Raw genomic sequence first — 17,587 nt, forward strand, 5'->3', positions numbered from 1 at the left:
TGACGAGCACACATTCGTTCGACGGGAGGAGGCGGCATGCGGCGCCCGGTGGAGGACTCTCTATGACGGTGACCCATTCCGCGGCCGATCCGGCCGATCTCGCGGCCTACCTGGCGGTGCACCCGGCCCCCGTGATGGCCGCGGACGCGCTGATCCGCGACGAGGACGGCCGCATCCTGCTCGTCGACCCCTCGTACAAGGACGGCTGGGACCTGCCCGGCGGCATGGTCGACGACGAGGAGCCGGTGACCGCCCTCGAGCGCGAGCTCGAGGAGGAGCTCGGCATCCGGGGCGCGCGGGTGGGCCGCCTGCTGGCGGTCGACAGCATGCCCAAGGAGGTCTACGGCCGCTCCCAGGTCGCCTGCGTCTACGCCGTGCACCCGCGCCGGCCGGTGCCGGTGGAGAGGATGTCCCTCCAGCACGAGGAGCTGCGGGCCGTCGAGTACGTGCCGGAGCGGGAGGCGCTGCGCAGGCTGCCCGACCCGTTGCGGCGCCGGGTGACGGCGGCGCTGCGGGCCTCCCTGGGGTCGCACACCGCCCAGTTGCGGCAGGGGCGTGCGGTGCCGACGGATCCGCGGGACCGCTTCGCGCTGCTGCCCTCGCCGATGATGGCGGCCGCCGCGCTGGTCTCCGACGCGCGGGGCCGGGTGCTGGTGGCCGAGCACTCCTACGACCACGGCGGCGGCTCCCCCTACGGCCTGCCCGGCGGGACGGTCCTCGCCCAGGAGTCGCCGCGCCGGGGGGCGGCCCGTGAGCTGGCCGAGGAGCTGGGGCTGACGGAGGTGCCGGTGGGCCGGCTGGTCGCGGTGGACAGCACCCCGGCCCGCGACTACGGCCGGGCGCTGGACGTGCACGTCTTCACGGTGGGTCCGCTCACCGAGGAGCAGGCCGCGGCGATCCGCTTCCCCGACGGGGAGATCCTCGCGGTCCACTGGCTGGAGCCGCGGGAGGCCCTCGCCGTGCTCCCCGCCCAGATCGGCAACCGGCTCCGCTACGGGCTGCGGGCCCTGGCCGAGGGCACGGTCGCGCACCTGGAGGGCGGCCTGCCCCAGTCCGGCTCCGCCGTCGGTCTCCCTTCGCCCCGCCGCGGCCGGGCCGGGGAGCCGGACCGCCCGGCGCCGTGCGACCTGAGGGCGCTGCGGGCCAAGGCGTTCACCGGGGCCGCCGTGCTGGTCACGGATCCCGCGGGCCGTGTGGTGCTGGTGCGCGCCACGCCGGACGGGGACTGGGGGCTGCCCCGCGCCGTCGTGGAGGCCGGCGGGACCCCGCGCGAGGCCGCCCTGCGTGCCGTCCGGGAACACCTCGGGCCCGCCACGCCGGTGGGCGGACTGCTGGCCGTCGACTGGCTCCCCGAAGCGCCCTGCGCGGACGGCGCCCGCCTCCCGGCCGAGGTCCTGCACGTGTACGACGGCGGGGTGCTCGGCGGGACGGACGGGGTCCGGGGTTCCGGCCCGGGGTCCTGGCGGGCGGTTCCGGCCGCGGAGCTCGACGCCGCGCTGCCGGAGCGGGACGCGGCGCGGGTACGGGAGTGTCTGGCGGCACGTGAGCGGGGAACCGGGGCGGTCGAGCTGCTCGGCGGGCGCCCGGCCGAGGGCTGATCCGTGTTCGTTGCCCGAGGCGGCTGGTCAACCGGGGTGTCCACCTGCCAGAGTTGGCGGATGCTTCTGGATCCGGAAAAGGCGATGTTCGTGCCCGGCGCAACGCCGCTGCTGCTGCTCAGCGGTGCGCCGTTCCACGAGGCCCTGCCCCCGCTCGAGACCGAGGACCGGTCGCTGCCCACCTGTGAGGGGTGGAGCATCTTCCCCAAGCACACGGCGTGCGTGGTGGACGGCCCCGGGGACCAGGGCGCGGTCATCCCGTCGATCGCGGCGCTGGTGCTGGGCGAGTCCGACATGAACGCCTGGTGCGGGGACGCCGCGCGGGCGGGCGGCGCGGTGGTGCTCTCCGTGGAGCGGCTGCCCGAGGTCGTCGACGTCCCGGCGCTGATGAACGGCGGCCCCACGCGGGGCGGCTTCATGACCCTCACGGCCTGACCCCCGGCCCTCGGCCCCCTCCGGCTCCGCCGGCCCGACATCCACCGCGGGCACGGCAGGCACCGCCGACAAGGCACCGTCGGCACGGCACCGCCCGCCGTACGCCTGGCACCGCCGGTACGACGAGCACCCGCCGGTACGGCGGGTACGGCACCGGCCACCGGGACGGCAGGCAGCGCCGGTGGGCCACCGCGCCGCGGGCCGTTCGCGGCGCCGGTTGTCGCCCACGCCGTGCGTCACGGTGACGCACGGCGGTGTCGCCCGGCGGCGTGGATCGCGCCGCCCGTGACCCGGCGGCCACCGGGAATGCGGCGCCTCCGCCGGACGACGCGGCCCGCACGCCGCCCCAGCCCGCGCATGCCGCGGGCCCGGGCCCGCCGCGTTCCGCGCAGGGGCACCACGAAGCACTGCGGTCCGCGCCCGGCCGGGGCAGCCGCCCCTCCCCTCTCGGCCGCGTGCGGTCCCCCTCCCCCTTGGCCTTCCCCCTGTCCGGGGACCCCCGCGTGATCATGCGCACACGCGACGCCGCGCACCGGCACCACAAAGACAGCGAAACCGGGCGAACCGGCATACCCGCACCCCGCCCGCACGCCACCCGCACGCCCCACTCGGCCCCGGCTTGAGCGACCATACTGCGAGATGGTTAACATGTGAGCGCCGCCTAGCTCGAAAGATGAACTTGTGACTGCCACCGAGGACTCGTTCACCAACTGGAAGAACCGCGAGGAGATCGCGGAGTCGATGATCCCGATCATCGGGAAGCTGCACCGCGAGCGGGACGTCACGGTCCTGGTCCACAGCCGCTCCCTGGTGAACAAGTCGGTCATCAGCATCCTCAAGACCCACCGCTTCGCCCGGCAGATCGTCGGCGGCGAGCTGTCGGTCGACGAGACGATGCCGTTCCTTCAGGCCCTGACCCAGCTGGACCTCGGCCCCTCGCAGATCGACATCGGCATGCTGGCCGTGGCCCACAAGGCCGACGACCGCGGCCTGTCGGTCGAGGAGTTCACCGCCGAGGCCGTCGCCGGCGCCACCGGCGCGAACAAGATCGAGCGCCGCGACGGCCGCGACGTCGTCCTCTACGGTTTCGGCCGCATCGGCCGCCTGCTGGCCCGCCTGCTCATCGAGAAGGCCGGCTCCGGCAACGGGCTGCGCCTGAAGGCCATCGTGGTCCGCAACGGCGGGGACGGGGACCTGGTCAAGCGCGCCTCGCTGCTGCGCCGCGACTCGATCCACGGCCAGTTCCAGGGCACCATCACCGTCGACGAGGCGAACAACCGGATCGTCGCCAACGGCCACACGATCCAGGTGATCTACTCGGACTCGCCCCGGTCGGTCGACTACACCGAGTACGGCATCAAGAACGCCATCCTCATCGACAACACCGGCAAGTGGCGCGACCGCGAGGGCCTCTCCCAGCACCTGCGCCCCGGCATCGACAAGGTCGTGCTGACGGCTCCGGGCAAGGGCGACGTCCCGAACATCGTCCACGGCGTCAACCACGACATGATCAAGCCGGACGAGGACATCATCTCCTGCGCCTCCTGCACGACCAACGCGATCGTGCCGCCGCTGAAGGCGATGGAGGACGAGTACGGCGTCCTGCGCGGTCACGTGGAGACCATCCACTCGTTCACCAACGACCAGAACCTGCTGGACAACTACCACAAGGGCGACCGTCGTGGCCGCTCCGCGCCGCTGAACATGGTCATCACCGAGACCGGCGCCGCCTCCGCCGTGGCGAAGGCCCTGCCGGACCTCAAGGCGACCATCACGGGCAGCTCGATCCGCGTCCCCACCCCGGACGTGTCGATCGCCATCCTCAACCTGCAGCTCAAGCGGGAGACCTCCCGCGCCGAGGTCCTCGAGTACCTGCGTGAGGTGTCGCTGACCTCGCCGCTGAAGCGGCAGATCGACTTCATCAGCGCCCCCGACGCGGTCTCCAGCGACTTCATCGGCTCGCGTCACGCCTCGATCGTCGACGCCGGCGCGACCAAGGTGGAGGGCGACAACGCGATCCTCTACCTCTGGTACGACAACGAGTTCGGCTACTCGTGCCAGGTCGTCCGGGTGGTGCAGCACGTCTCCGGCGTGGAGTACCCGACCTTCCCGGCTCCGGCGGCCTGATCCGCCGCACCACGACGGGTGTGCCCCGGACGACGTCCCGTCGTCCGGGGCACACCCGTCGTGTCTGTCGTGCGGCCGGCCGTCAGCCGCGGCCACCCCGCTGGGCGGCCATCCGTACGGGGGCGTTCTGCGCGCCGTAGCCCCGGTAGTCGCCGTCGCGCTGGACCAGCTCGAAGAAGACCCGGCCCACGGTGCGGGTGTAGCAGTGCCGGAACGCGCCGTGCTCGTCGCGGTCGTAGAGGACGCCGAGCTCGCGGAAGGCCGCCAGTTCCTCCTCGGGCAGGTCGAACCGGGCGGCGAGGTCGTCGTAGTAGTTGCCGGGGATGGGCAGCAGCTCGCCGCCGGCGTCCCGGAACCGGCGGGCCGCCAGGACCACGTCGGCGGTGGCCAGCGCGATGTGCTGGGGGCGGGCGTCGTCGTCGGTGGGGGCCGGACCGACGCCGAGGGCGACGCGCACGCTGCCGTCCCCGTTCGTGACGGCGCGGCTGCGGAACAGTCCGTAGGGCTCCGCCACGTCCACGCTCTCCTGGGCGTGGAGCCCCAGCACGCTGCGGTGGAACAGCGCCGCCTCGTCGAACTGGTGCCAGGGCTGGGTGAGGGCCAGGTGGTCGATGCGCCGCCGGTCGCCCTCGGCCGGCTCTCCCGGCCCGGGCGCGAAGTCGCCCCGCCAGTCGGGGAGTCCCGGTCGGCCGGTGGCGCAGAAGAACAGCTCGGTGCCGTCCGGGGCGGCCACCGCGTCCAGCTCCGCGTCGCGGGCCGCACGGCGGCGGGGCAGCACGGGGGCCAGCAGCGCCTCGGCCCGGCGGGCGGCGCCCTCGGGGTCGGGGGACTCCAGCCCCACGGCGGCGATCCGGGTGCCGCCGCGCGGCACCGCCGGCCCGGTGTTCAGCAGGATCCGCGCCTCGCCCTGCTCCCAGAGGTCCACCGGCTTCGACCGGTGGCGGGCGGTGCGCGCGAACCCCAGCGCGGCGAGGGTCGCGCCGAGCGGTTCCGCGTCCGGGGTGACCAGTTCGGCGAAGGCCACGCCGGTGGGCACCACCGGGGGCGGGAGTTCGTCGATGCCCGCCTGTTCCTGGAGGACCAGCAGCGAGCGGCGGGCGTCCACGGCGGTGGGGCCGGCCTCGGCCTGCCGGAACACGTCGTTGAAGACCTCCAGGGAGAGGGGCCCCCGGTATCCGGCCCGCACCACGTGGCGGACCAGCCCGGCGACGTCGAAGCCGCCCTGCCCCGGGAAGCAGCGGTAGTGACGGCTCCACTGGAGGACGTCCATGGCGAGCAGCGGGGCGTCCGCGAGCTGGAGGAAGAAGATCTTCTCCCCCGGTATGTCCTCGATGCCCGCCGGGTCGGAGCCCCGGGAGAGGATGTGGAAGCTGTCCAGGCAGGTGCCGAGGGCCGGGTGGCCGGCGGCCTCGACGATCCGCCAGGCGTGGTCGTAGGTGTTGACGTGCCGTCCCCAGGCCAGGGCCTCGTAGGCGACCCGGACGCCGTGCTCCTCGGCGGCGCCGGCCAGTCGGTGGAGCTGCTCGGCGGCCAGCGCGTCGTCGTCCACGGCGAGCGGCGAGACGCTGGAGCAGACCAGCACGGTGTCGGCCCCCAGGCGGCGCATCAGGGCGAACTTGTGGCGGGCGCGGCGCAGGTTGCGCTCGAACTCCTCGGGCGGCACCGCCTCGATGTCGCGCATCGGCTGGTACAGCTCGATCCGCAGACCGAGGTCGGCGCACCGGACCCGGATCTCCTCGGGGGTGAGCGGGCCGGCCAGCAGGTCGTTCTCGAAGATCTCCACACCGTCGAATCCGGCGCGGGATGCGGCGGTCAGCTTCTCGGTGAGCGAGCCGCTGAGCGAGACGGTGGCGATGGAGGTGCGCACGGGGTGCTCCTTGCACGGCGACGGGCGGGGTGACAGGCCTGGACAGACAGGAAGGAGGTCCTGGGGACAGGCGTGGACAGGCAGGGCCAGGCGCGGGGCAGGCGCTGCGGCGGGTGGGCGGGCGCGGTTGACGGCCGGGCGGGCCCGGCACCGGGGGCGGGCTGTTCAGCCGCGGGTGCCCGCCGCGCCGGCCAGGGCGGCGAAGTCCGCGAGCATCCGCTCGGCGTCCGGTTCCCGGCCGGTGAAGAGGCGGAACGCGTCGACGGCCTGGAAGACCGCCATCCCCCCGCCGTCGAGGGTGGCGCAGCCGGCCGCGCGGGCGGCCCGCAGCAGTTCGGTCTCCAGCGGGCGGTAGACCACCTCGGCCACCCACAGGCGCGGGTCGAGGAGTTCGGCGGGGAACGGCAGACCGGGGTGGTGGGCCATGCCGGTGGGGGTGGCGTGGACGACGCCGTCGGCCCGCGCCGCCAGGACGGCCAGCGTGTCCGGGCCGGCGGGCGCCGCGGCGGCGCGGCCGTCGCCGAAGTGCGCGGTCAGCGCGGCGGCGAGGGTTTCGGCGCGGCCGGGCAGGGCGTCCACCACGGTGATCCGCCCCGCGCCGAGGGTGAGCAGGGCGTGCGCGACGGCGGCGCCCGCGCCCCCGGCACCGAGCTGGACCACGTGGTCCAGCGGCGCGTCGGGCAGGCCGCGGGCGAAGGAGGCGGCGAACCCGGTGACGTCGGTGTTGTGACCGGTGGCCCGTCCGTCCCGGAACACCACGGTGTTGACCGCGCCGAGCGCCTCGGCCTGGGGCGACAGCGCGTCGAGGTGTTCGACGACGAGCTGCTTGCAGGGGTGGGTGATGTTGAGCCCGTCGAAGCCGAGCTCCCGCGCGGCGCGCACCAGGCGGCCGACCTCCTCGGGGGCGACCCCGAGCACGTCGATGTCGATCAGGCGGTAGAGGCAGCGCAGCCCCTGACGGTCGGCCTCCCGCTCGTGGAGCGCGGGACTCAACGACGGCCCGATCCCCGATCCGATCAGTCCCACCAGGTACGAGTCCTCGGCCACTGCGCCTCCTAATGTACGAACTAGTACGTTACTCATATCAGCTGCGCCTGCCCGACCGGAAGCCTGGGGGCGTTTCCTAGAATCACGCTGACCCCCGTCCGGCCGCCGAGCGGCCGGCAGCACCGAGCCCTGCGAGGATCCGCATGACCAGCGTCGACAAGCCGGCGGGGAAGACCGGCGGCCGGGTACGGGACGCCGCCCGCACCCGGGCCGAGATCCTCGAGGTGGCCACCGAGGAGTTCGCCCGCGCGGGATACGCGGGGGCGCGGGTGGACGAGATCGCCGCCCGCACCCGCACCACCAAGCGGATGATCTACTACTACTTCGGCGGCAAGGAGCAGCTCTTCACCGCGGTGCTGGAGCGCGCCTACGCGGTGATCCGCGAGGCCGAACAGGACCTGGACGTCGACCACCTCGACCCGGTGTCGGCGATCCGCCGGCTGTGCGAGGTCACCTTCGACCACCACGAGCGGCACCCGGACTTCATCCGGCTGGTGAGCATCGAGAACATCCACGAGGCCGAGCACATCGCCTCGTCCGAGCGCCTGTCGCGGATGGGTTCCCCAGCGCTGGACGTGATCGGGCGCATCCTCGCGTCGGGCCGGGCGGCCGGGGTCTTCCGGGACGACGTGGACGCCGTGGACCTGCACGCCATGATCAGCGCGTTCTGCTTCTTCCGGGTCTCCAACCGGCATACGTTCGGCACCCTGTTCGGGCGGGACCTGGTGGCCGAGGAGCGGCGCGAGCACTACCGGAACATGCTCTGCGAGACGGTCGTCGCCTATCTGACCGCCGCCTGACGGCCGCCTGACCGGCCGGGGCCGCACCGCCGGAGGACGGAACACACCCCCTTGACACCCGCGACACCTCGGCGCAACATCACTGCCCAACCCCTAGTAACTATCCAGTGGGTTAATTAGCCGGGGTCGCACCGGGACCCCGGTCCGGCCGCCCAGCACCACAGGGTTCCGGCTCCCCGTCCCCTCCCCCTTTCTCCGCCTCATGCCGGAGTTCGCCGAAGGAGCACGCCCGTGTCCGTCCCCGCCGCACCGCCCGAGACGCCGACGGCCCAGCCGAGAAAGGCCGCCGCCGCGGCCTGGATCGGCAGCGCGCTGGAGTACTACGACTTCTTCATCTACGGCAGCGCGGCGGCCCTGATCTTCCCGCAGATCTTCTTCGACGAGTCCGATCCGGCGACCGCGACGCTGCTCTCGCTGGGCTCCTTCGGTGTCGCCTACGCGGCACGGCCGCTGGGCGCGCTCTTCCTGGGCCACTACGGCGACCGGCTGGGCCGCAAGAAGATCATGGTGTTCACCCTGTTCCTCATGGGCATCTCCACCTTCCTGATCGGGTGTCTGCCGACGTACGACCAGGTCGGCGTGCTCGCCCCGACGCTGCTGGTGTTCTGCCGCGTCCTGCAGGGCATATCCGCGGCCGGTGAGCAGGCCAGCGCGAGTTCGATGACGCTCGAGCACGCGCCGCCGGGCAGGCGCGGGTTCTTCACCAGCTTCACCCTCAGCGGCACCCAGGGCGGTCAGCTGATCGCCACGCTGGTCTTCATCCCGGTCGCGGCGCTTCCCGAGGAGCACCTGATGAGCTGGGGCTGGCGGGTGCCGTTCTGGCTGAGCGTCGCGGTGATGGTGGTGGGTTACGTGATCCGTCGCCGCCTGGACGAGACCCCCGCATTCGCCGAGCAGGCCGCCACCGAGGGCGTGGTGAAGCTCCCGCTGGTGGTGCTGATGCGCGAGCACTGGCAGGACGTGCTGCGGGTGGTGGCCGGCGCGCTGGTCGCCTCGGTGTCCACGATCTTCACGGTGTGGGCTCTCTCGTACGCCACCAGCGACGCGGTGGGCATGTCCCGGACCGGGATGCTGTGGGTGGCGGCGCTCGCCAACGCCGTGGCGCTGGCGGCGATTCCGCTGTGGGCCTCGCTGTCCGACCGGATCGGGCGGCGGCCGGTGTACCTGATCGGCGCGGTGGGCAGCCCGGTGCTGATGTTCGCCTACCTGTGGGCCATCTCCACCGGCTCGTTCCCGCTGGTACTGGTGCTCGGCATCCTGCTCTTCGGCGTGGTCTACAGCGCGGCGAACGGCATCTGGCCGGCCTTCTACGGCGAGATGTTCTCCACCCGGGTGCGCCTGTCCGGCATGGCGATCGGCACCCAGATCGGCTTCGCGATCTCCGGCTTCGCGGTCACCTTCGCGGCGGAGTTCGCCGGGCCGAAGGGCGACGACTGGTTCGCCGTGGCCCTGTTCACCGCCGCCCTGTGCCTCGGCCCGCTGCTGGCGGGGCTCACCGCGCGGGAGACGGCCCAGGTGCCGACCGAGCGGCTGGGTCTGCGGCAGGCCGCCTGACCCCACCGGTGACCGGCGTGTCCCGGCGCGATCCGCGCCGCGGCACGCCGGTCACCGCGTTGTCCGCCCGCCCCTCTCCCCGGTGACGCACCGCCGCCCCTCGCGATGCGCGGCGTGCGGGGCTGGACGATCCTGGAACGGGCCGTGTGCGCGGTGACGTGCGTGAGGACGACGACGGGAGCGGACCGATGAGCGAGGAGCCCCTGGGCGGCGCGGCGCCGCCGCGCTGCCTGGTCACCGGTGCGACCGGTTACATCGGGGGGCGTCTGGTCCCCGAACTGCTGGCCGCCGGGTACCGGGTGCGCTGCCTGGCGCGCTCCCCCGGCAAGCTCCGCGACCATCCGTGGGCCGGCCGGGTGGAGGTGGTCCGCGGTGACGTCACCGACGCCGCCTCCACGGCGGAGGCCCTGCGGGACGTCGACGTGGCGTACTACCTGGTCCACGCCCTGGGGACCGGCCGGGGCTTCGAGGACACCGACCGGCGGGCCGCGACGATCTTCGGCGAGCGGGCCCGCGCCGCCGGTGTGCGCCGGATCGTGTATCTGGGCGGCCTCACGCCGACGGGCGTGCCGGAGGAGCGGTTGTCGCCGCACCTGCGGTCCCGTGCGGAGGTGGGCCGGGTCCTGCTGGCCTCGGGCGTGCCGACGGCGGTGCTGCGCGCCGCCGTGATCATCGGCTCCGGCTCGGCCTCCTTCGAGATGCTGCGGTACCTGACCGAGCGGCTGCCGGTGATGGTCACCCCGAGCTGGGTGCGCACGCGGATCCAGCCCGTCGCGGTCCGCGACGTCCTGCGGCTGCTGGTCGGCTGCGCCCGGCTGCCCGAGGACGTCAACCGGACCTTCGACGTCGGCGGGCCGGACATCCTCACGTACCGGGACATGATGCGGGGCTACGCGGAGGTGGCGGGCCTGCCGCACCGGGTGATCGTGCCGGTCCCGGTGCTCACACCGCGCCTGTCCAGCCACTGGGTGGGCCTGGTGACGCCGGTGCCGGCCTCGATCGCCAAGCCGCTGACCGAGTCGCTGCGGCACGAGGTGGTGTGCCGGGAGCAGGACATCACCCGCTACGTGCCGGACCCGCCCGGCGGCATGCTGAGCTTCGAGCAGGCGGTACGGCTGGCGCTGCGCAACGTCCGGGAGGCGCGGGTGGACACCCGCTGGTCGAACGCCGCGGTGCCGGGCGCGCCCAGCGACCCGCTGCCCACGGACCCGGACTGGGCGGGCGGCAGCCTGTACACGGACGAACGGGAGCGGACGGTGGACGCCTCGCCGGAGGCGTTGTGGCGGGTCGTGGAGGGCATCGGCGGCGAGAACGGCTGGTACTCGTTCCCGCTGGCCTGGTCGGTGCGGGGCCTGCTCGACCGGCTGGCGGGCGGTGTCGGCCTGCGCCGTGGCCGCCGGGACGCGACGCGGCTGCGGGCCGGGGACTCCCTCGACTTCTGGCGGGTCGAGGAGATCGACCGCGGCCGGTCGCTGCGGCTGCGGGCGGAGATGCGGCTGCCGGGGCTCGCCTGGCTGGAGATGTCCGTGGACACCGGGCCGGACGGCCGCACCCGGTACCGGCAGCGGGCCCTGTTCCACCCGCACGGCCTGCTGGGCCACGCCTACTGGTGGGGGGTGTCGCCCTTCCACGCGGTGGTCTTCGGCGGCATGGCCCGCAACATCGCCCGCACGGCGGAACGCGGCGGCACCGCCCCGCGGTCCGGCCGACGCGCCCGGCGGCAACGCCGCGGATGAGCGGTGCGGGCTCCCGTCAGGCGGCCAGGTCGGCGGGGTCGGTGTTGGCCCCGCACAGGACCACGCAGATCTTCTCCCCCGGCTCGGCACGGTAGCCGTGACCGGGGCCCTCCGGGGGCAGGACCGCGGCGAGGGCGGCCGCGGCGCCGTGTTCCACGGCCAGCCGGCGCTCCTCCCACAGCAGCCGGCGGGTGCGGACGATCGCCGCGTCGGGCACCAGCACCGGGCGCACCGAGTCGTCCTGGGCCACCGCCAGCGCGTCGGCGGACACCCTGCGGGCGCCGAGCGAGTCCGCGGCCACCGAGCGGACCGGGACGTCCACCGGGCGTCCCGCCTCCAGCGCGGCGTGCAGCGCGCGGCAGTTCTCCGGCTCCACCGCCACGGTCCGCACCCCGTGCGCGCGGGCGGCCGTGGCGACGCCGGCGAGGAGTCCGCCACCGCCCACCGCCACGACCACGGTGTCCAGGCCGGGAACGCGCCGGTGGATCTCCTCGAACAGCGTCCCCGCGCCCGCGGCGATCAGCGGGTGGTCGTAGGCGTGGGAGGCGAGCGCGCCGCTCCGGGCGGCGAACTCCTCGCAGGCGGCCGCCGCCTCGGCGTACTCGGAGCCCACCAGGCGCACGTCGGCGCCCAGTTCGCGCAGCCGGCGCACCTTGACGTCGGGGGCGGTGGCCGGGAGGAAGACGGTGGAGCGTGCCCCGGCCCGGCGGGCCGCCCAGGCGCAGGCCACCCCGGCGTTGCCGCCGGAGGCGATGGTCACCCCGGCCTCGGGCAGCGTGCCGGCCTCCCGGTGCGCCTCGACGAAGTTGAGCGCGCCCCGCGCCTTGAAAGTGCCGGTGAACTGCAGCAGTTCCAGGGCCAGACGGACCTCGACGTCGCCGAACGCGCCCGGCTCCGTGGGGGCCACGGCGACCGGCCTCACCCGCCCGGCGATCCGGTCGGCGGCGGTCTTGACGTCGTGGTACGCGAGCGGGGCGTGCTGCACCTGGGCTCCTCCGGGCACGGGGACGGGGACGGGGACGGACGGATCCGATCCTCTCAGTGGTCGGACCCGGAGCGGTAGAGCCGCCCGATCACCTCCGGCAGCAGCCGCTCCGCCAGAGCGGGTGGCATGGCCTGGAGCACGGCGAGGACCGGCGCCGTCCGCCCGGGCAGGGTGCCGTCGTCGGCGACCCCGGCGATCGCGAGGGCGGCGGCGACCTCCTCGGGACCGAGCGTGTCCGGGTCGAGGGCGGCCGCGAGGGCGGCGATCTCCGGGTCCACCACCGCGGGCCCCACCGCCCGTGCCCGCGAGGCCGCCTTCTCCAGTTCGGCCAGCAGTTCACCCGTCCGGGACTCGTCGGCGGCGGCCGCGGTGACGGTCAGGTGCAGGTTGGCCGGGGAGGAGCCGCGGGCCGGCTGGGGCTGGAGGTACCAGCCGGCCGTCCTCATCTCGTCGGCCAGCACGAACGGGTCCAGCGCCGGGTCGTCGGAGGCCACGGCGAGCAGGGATGCGCGGGGCCGCCCCAGCACCCGCAGGCCGTCCACGGCGGCGATGCCCTCGGCGAGCCGGGCCGTGGCCGCGTGGACCCGCCGGGCGAGCGCGGTGTACCCGTCCGTGCCGATGTGTTCCAGCACCGCCCAGGCGCCGGCCAGCGGCGCGGCCGAACGGGTGCCCTGCAGCGTGGGGTTGACCACCGGGTAGCCCGGCCATCCGGCGTGGGCGAACCAGCCGTGGCGCCGGAGGCCGGCGTCCTGGAACAGGAGAACCGAGGCCCCCTTGGGGGTGTACCCGTACTTGTGCAGGTCCACCGAGAGCGAGGTGACGCCGGGGACGGAGAGGTCGAAGACGGGCAGCTCGGGGGCGTCATGCGCGAGCCGGAGATGGCCGAGGTACCAGCCGCCGATGCAGGCGTCGACGTGGCAGAGCGCCCCGCGCGCGGCGGCCTCGGCGGCGACCTCGGCGACGGGGTCGATCACGCCGTGCGGGTAGGACGGGGCGGAGACCACCACCAGGGCGGTGCGGCCGGTGATCGCGGCGGCCATGTCCTCGGCCCTCGCCTGGCAGGTCACCGGGTCGACGGGCACTTCCACGACGTCCAGACCGAAGAGGTGAGCGGCCTTGTGGAAGGCGGCGTGCGCGGTGGTGGGCAGGACCAGTTCGGCGCCGCCCCGCAGCCCGCGCGTGCGGCGGGCGTGCTCCCGCGCCGTGAGGACGGCGAGCAGGCAGCTCTCGGTCCCGCCGCTGGTGAACACGCCCGCGGTGCGCGCGTCGCCGCCGAGCAGCCGGGCCGCCCGGGCGACCACCTCGTTCTCCAGGGCGACGACGCTGGGGAACACGGTCATGTCCAGCCCGTTGACGCCGGCCGCCCGGGCCTGGGCCGCGAGCGCCAGCTCCTCGGCCTCGTCGAGTCCGGAGTCGTAGACGTAGGCCATGGTCCGGCCGCCGCGCACCGGCAGGTCGGCGGCGCGCAGCGCGTCGAGGCGGGCGAGGACGTCGGCCGTGGTCCGGCCCGGCAGATCTGACATGCGCGCAACCTAGAACACGGGGGCGGCGGCGGACCAGACCTCCGACGGCGTCCGCCGCGCCCCCGTGTGCCGGGGCGCGGCGGACGCCGGTCGGGTCAGGCCGGGTCGTCGGCCCAGACCGGGTCGTCGTCCTCGAGGAAGCCGCCGGACTGGTGCTCCCACAGCTTGGCGTAGACGCCGCCCGCGGTGAGCAGTTCCTGGTGGGCGCCCTGCTCGATGATCCGCCCCCGGTCCAGGACCACCAGGCGGTCCATGCCGGCCACCGTGCTGAGCCGGTGGGCCACCACCAGTGCCGTGCGGCCCTCCATCAGCCGCCAGAGCGCCTCCTGGATGAGGATCTCGCTCTCCGAGTCGAGCGCGCTGGTGGCCTCGTCGAGGAGCAGCACCGGCGCGTCGCGCAGGATGGCCCGGGCGAGCGCCACCCGCTGGCGCTGGCCCCCGGAGAGCTTGACGCCGCGTTCGCCGACCATGGTGTCGAAGCCGTCGGGCAGGGCGTCGGCGAACTCGGTGACGTGCGCGGCCTCGGCCGCGCGGCGGATCTCCGCGTCCGTGGCGTCCGGTCTGGCGAAGGCGATGTTCTCCTTCAGGGTGCGGTGGAACATCGCCGGTTCCTGCGGGACGTAGGCGATCATGCTGCGCAGGTCGGCCTGGCGCAGCTTGCTGATGTCCTGTCCGCCGATCAGGATGCGGCCCCGGTCGATGTCGGTCATCCGCAGCAGCAGCCGGGTCAGCGTGGTCTTGCCTCCGCCGGAACGGCCGACCAGCCCGATCTTGGACCCGCCGGGGACCGCGAGGTCCAGGTCCTCGAAGAGCGGCTTGCCGCCCCCGTGCGCGAACGTCACCCGCTCGAAGCGGACGTCGGACCCGTCGGGGCGCAGCGGCTCGGGCTCCGGCGGGTCGAGCACCGTCGGGGGCTCCAGGAGCAGTTCGGTGAACTGGGCCGCCTCGGTCATCGAGCTCTCCAGACGGCGGTAGATCTGGTTGAACTCGAACATGATGCGGGTGGCGTTGGTGTAGTAGGTGAAGGCCACGACGACGGCCTCCACGCTGTGGGAGCCGCCCCCGAGCGACACCGCCAGCGTCAGTCCCAGGAGGTTGGTGAGGACGGACATGGGGGCGATCAGCGTGTCGATGCGCAGGTTGCCGTAGTCCCAGGACCGCAGGGTGAGCCGTCGTGACTCGGCCACCCGGGAACGGTGTTCGGCGGCTTCGCGCCGCTCGGCGGCGAAGGCGCGGACGGTCTCCATGTTCATCAGGCTGTCGGCGACGTGTCCGGAGACGCGGGCGATGGCCTCCTCCCGCCGGGCGACCAGCCTCTGCCGACGGCGGATCAGCGGGACCACGCAGACGGCGGTCACGGCGAGCATGGTCAGCAGCCCGACGACGAGCAGCGGGTCGTAGTTCCACAGGACCACGGAACCGAAGGCGAGCGGCACGAAGCTGCCCATGATGTTGAAGGTCAGCGTGTCGGCGAACTCCTCGAAGCGGGTGGCGAAGCTGAGGACCCGTTTGGTGAGGGAGCCGGCGAAGTTGTCGTGGAAGAAGGCCGAGTCCTTGGCGTAGAGCTCGTCCATGCCGACGACGTAGAGGTGTTCGATGCCGTAGGCGTCGAGGCGGTTCAGGCAGTGCAGGCCCAGCCGCCAGAGCGCCTCGGCGAACAGCAGCACGCCGGCGAAGCCGAGGACGTAGGGGAGCGGGGAGCCGGATCCGGCGGTGCCGCCAGCGTCGTCGTCACCGGCGACGTGGCCGATGAGCTTGGCGACGATCAGCGGCGCGACGTAGTAGAGGCCGATGTTGCCCAGCGCCGGGAGGAGCAGGGCGGGGACGGTGAAGCGCCGTAGCCGGGCGAGTTCCCGGCCGTAGTGGCGGAGTGCCAGAAGGACGGGCCCTCGGCGAGGGCCCTGCGGTTTCTCAGGCGAGTCCATGTGTGCGCCTAGGGGTCGTGGTGCGTCCGGGCAGGACAATTGGGATGAACCCGGAGCCGGAAGTCTTCCGTGGGGCGCTTCGCCTCGTCCAAGCGTTTTTTTCGGCCGCGGTCCGCGGGCCGGAGAAGGGCCGGGAGCTGCCCCACCCAGGCCCGTCCGGGGCAGTCCGGGGCCGTCCGGGGCCTGTCCGCGCGGCGGGAGTCCCCCGCCCGGATGGCTCCCCGTACCCCCGTGCGTATCCGGAGGCGCGCAGGATACCCGGCGTGCATGGCGAAAATGCATCTTCCAGGAAGTGGCGACCACGGCGAGGGCGACGCCGACCGCGGCGGGCGCCCCGTAGGGCCGGCCGATGCCGGCCAGGAGCGGCGTCACGGCGGCGGAGGCTCCGGCGCGCAGGAGTTCGGGCCTTCCGAGGCGGTGGAGCGCAACGCCCCCGACAGCCCGACCGACCTGCCCAAACCCCGCTGGGGCAAGGTCTTCAAGGGCGCCCTGAAGGAGTTCAAGGACGACGAACTCACCGACCGGGCGGCGGCGCTGACCTACTACGCGGTGCTCTCGCTCTTCCCCGCCCTGCTGGTCCTGGTCTCCCTGCTGGGCATCATGGGCCAGAGTGCCACCGACCGGGTGATGGACAACGTCACCAAGCTGGCGCCCGGGCCCGCCCGGGACGTCCTGACCCGGGCGGTGGACCAGTTGCAGGGCAGCGCCGGGGTCGGTTCGATCGTGGCGATCGCCGGTCTGGTGCTCGCGGTCTGGTCGGCGTCCGGGTACGTCGCGGCGTTCATCCGCGCGGCCAACGCCGTCTACGACATCCCGGAGGGCCGTCCGGTGTGGAAGGTCTTGCCGGTGCGGGTCGGGATCACCGTGGTGCTGATGGTGATGACCGCGGCCAGCGCGATCATCGTGGTCTTCACCGGCGGTCTGGCCCGCCAGGTGGGCACCACCCTCGGCATCGGGGACACGGCCCTGACGGTGTGGTCGTTCGCCAAGTGGCCGGTGCTGATCGTCCTGGTGACGCTGATGATCGCGCTCCTCTACTGGGCGGCCCCGAACGCCAAGGTGAAGGGGTTCCGGTGGATCACCCCGGGCAGTTTCCTGGCCCTGTTCCTCTGGATGATCGCCTCGGCCGGCTTCGCGTTCTACGTGGCGAACTTCGGCTCGTACAACAAGACCTACGGGACGATGGCCGGTGTGGTGATCTTCCTGATCTGGCTCTGGATCACCAACCTGGCCATCCTGCTGGGCCTGGAGTTCGACGCGGAGACGGTCCGGCAGCGGGCCGTCGCGGGCGGTCACCCGCCGGAGGAGGAGCCGTACACCCAGCCCCGGGACACCACCGCCTGGGACGAGGACGACCGTCGCCGCATGGAGGGCGACGACCGGGCGTGACGTCCGCGGGCCCACGGTGACCGGCGACGATCGGAACCCGGAACTCCGGTTTGTTCTGCGCGGTCCGGAAACCCGAGGAACGGCAATCGCGCACGAACCCTTCGAGGAGGAGTGACGACATGACGACGGCGAAGGACATCATGCACCCGGGCGCCCGGTGGATCCCCGCGGGGGAGACGCTGGACCGGGCCGCCCAGCTGATGCGGGAGCTCGACGTGGGGGCGCTGCCGGTGGCGGGCGACGACGAGCGGATGCAGGGCATCATCACCGACCGCGACATCGTGGTGAAGTGCGTCGCCGCGGGCAAGGACCCCTCCAAGGTCACCTGTGCCGACCTCACCGAGGGCACGCCGCGCTGGGTGGACGCCTCGGCCGACGTCGACGAGGTGCTCGAGGAGATGCGGGGGCACCAGATCAAGCGGCTGCCGGTGATCGAGAACAAGAAGCTGGTCGGCATGATCAGCGAGTCGGACCTGGCGCACCACCTCACGGACGACAAGCTCGCCGACTTCGTGGAGAGCGTCTACTCCCGGTCCTGACACCGCCGGACCGCGCGAACGCCCGCCCCTCCCGCGCCGAGGCGCCGAAGGGGCGGGCTTCG

General features: G+C 73.7%; 13 protein-coding genes. 8 read left to right on the plus strand and 5 right to left on the minus strand.

Annotated features, from left to right (window positions below):
- Positions 1-62: 62 nt before the first annotated feature.
- The 3 genes from ABZ836_RS23405 to ABZ836_RS23415 all read left to right on the plus strand — a co-directional run bounded on the left by ABZ836_RS23405 (position 63) and on the right by ABZ836_RS23415 (position 4,160).
- A complete protein-coding gene (locus ABZ836_RS23405; RefSeq protein ID WP_361145063.1) occupies positions 63-1,598 on the plus strand; it encodes an NUDIX domain-containing protein in 1,536 nt (511 codons plus the stop codon).
- A gap of 60 nt (positions 1,599-1,658) precedes the next feature.
- Positions 1,659-2,033 carry a hypothetical protein gene (locus ABZ836_RS23410; RefSeq protein WP_356133110.1) on the plus strand — a complete coding sequence of 125 codons (375 nt, stop codon included), beginning with the start codon at positions 1,659-1,661 and terminating at the stop codon, positions 2,031-2,033.
- Between the two features lie 681 nt (positions 2,034-2,714).
- Complete coding sequence (locus ABZ836_RS23415) at positions 2,715-4,160, plus strand: glyceraldehyde-3-phosphate dehydrogenase (RefSeq protein ID WP_361145067.1); 1,446 nt, start codon at positions 2,715-2,717, stop codon at positions 4,158-4,160.
- A gap of 82 nt (positions 4,161-4,242) precedes the next feature.
- Here ABZ836_RS23415 and ABZ836_RS23420 read toward each other — a convergent pair whose 3' ends face one another.
- Complete coding sequence (locus ABZ836_RS23420) at positions 4,243-6,027, minus strand: TIM barrel protein (RefSeq protein ID WP_361145070.1); 1,785 nt, start codon at positions 6,025-6,027, stop codon at positions 4,243-4,245.
- 165 nt (positions 6,028-6,192) lie between these two features.
- Positions 6,193-7,074 (minus strand): shikimate dehydrogenase, encoded by an 882-nt coding sequence (locus ABZ836_RS23425; protein WP_361145073.1) that lies wholly within the window; start codon positions 7,072-7,074, stop codon positions 6,193-6,195.
- Positions 7,075-7,217: 143 nt separating this feature from the next.
- Here ABZ836_RS23425 and ABZ836_RS23430 point away from each other — a divergent pair, with 143 nt between their 5' ends.
- The 3 genes from ABZ836_RS23430 to ABZ836_RS23440 all read left to right on the plus strand — a co-directional run bounded on the left by ABZ836_RS23430 (position 7,218) and on the right by ABZ836_RS23440 (position 11,164).
- Positions 7,218-7,874 carry a TetR/AcrR family transcriptional regulator gene (locus ABZ836_RS23430; RefSeq protein WP_361145075.1) on the plus strand — a complete coding sequence of 219 codons (657 nt, stop codon included), beginning with the start codon at positions 7,218-7,220 and terminating at the stop codon, positions 7,872-7,874.
- A gap of 231 nt (positions 7,875-8,105) precedes the next feature.
- Entirely contained in the window at positions 8,106-9,428 is a 1,323-nt protein-coding gene (locus ABZ836_RS23435; RefSeq protein WP_356133101.1) for an MFS transporter, read from the plus strand.
- A gap of 188 nt (positions 9,429-9,616) precedes the next feature.
- Positions 9,617-11,164: an SDR family oxidoreductase gene (locus ABZ836_RS23440; RefSeq protein WP_356133100.1), complete on the plus strand. Its 1,548-nt coding sequence runs from the start codon at positions 9,617-9,619 to the stop codon at positions 11,162-11,164.
- A 16-nt stretch (positions 11,165-11,180) separates the two neighbouring features.
- Here the strand turns inward: ABZ836_RS23440 and ABZ836_RS23445 are convergent, their stop codons facing one another.
- The 3 genes from ABZ836_RS23445 to ABZ836_RS23455 form a co-directional block, all read right to left on the minus strand.
- Complete coding sequence (locus ABZ836_RS23445; protein ID WP_361145079.1) at positions 11,181-12,149, minus strand: serine/threonine dehydratase; 969 nt, start codon at positions 12,147-12,149, stop codon at positions 11,181-11,183.
- Positions 12,150-12,202: 53 nt separating this feature from the next.
- Positions 12,203-13,672: an aminotransferase class V-fold PLP-dependent enzyme gene (locus ABZ836_RS23450; protein ID WP_361145082.1), complete on the minus strand. Its 1,470-nt coding sequence runs from the start codon at positions 13,670-13,672 to the stop codon at positions 12,203-12,205.
- A gap of 95 nt (positions 13,673-13,767) precedes the next feature.
- On the minus strand, positions 13,768-15,597 hold the full coding sequence (locus ABZ836_RS23455; protein ID WP_356133094.1) for an ABC transporter ATP-binding protein: 1,830 nt from the start codon (positions 15,595-15,597) through the stop codon (positions 13,768-13,770).
- Positions 15,598-15,864: 267 nt separating this feature from the next.
- Between ABZ836_RS23455 and ABZ836_RS23460 the strand changes: the two genes are divergently transcribed.
- Positions 15,865-16,986 (plus strand): YihY/virulence factor BrkB family protein, encoded by a 1,122-nt coding sequence (locus ABZ836_RS23460; protein ID WP_356133092.1) that lies wholly within the window; start codon positions 15,865-15,867, stop codon positions 16,984-16,986.
- 119 nt (positions 16,987-17,105) lie between these two features.
- Complete coding sequence (locus tag ABZ836_RS23465) at positions 17,106-17,525, plus strand: CBS domain-containing protein (RefSeq protein WP_361145085.1); 420 nt, start codon at positions 17,106-17,108, stop codon at positions 17,523-17,525.
- Positions 17,526-17,587: the final 62 nt, after the last annotated feature.

Source organism: Streptomyces sp. NPDC047130 (assembly GCF_040643475.1).
Classification (GTDB): domain Bacteria; phylum Actinomycetota; class Actinomycetes; order Streptomycetales; family Streptomycetaceae; genus Streptomyces.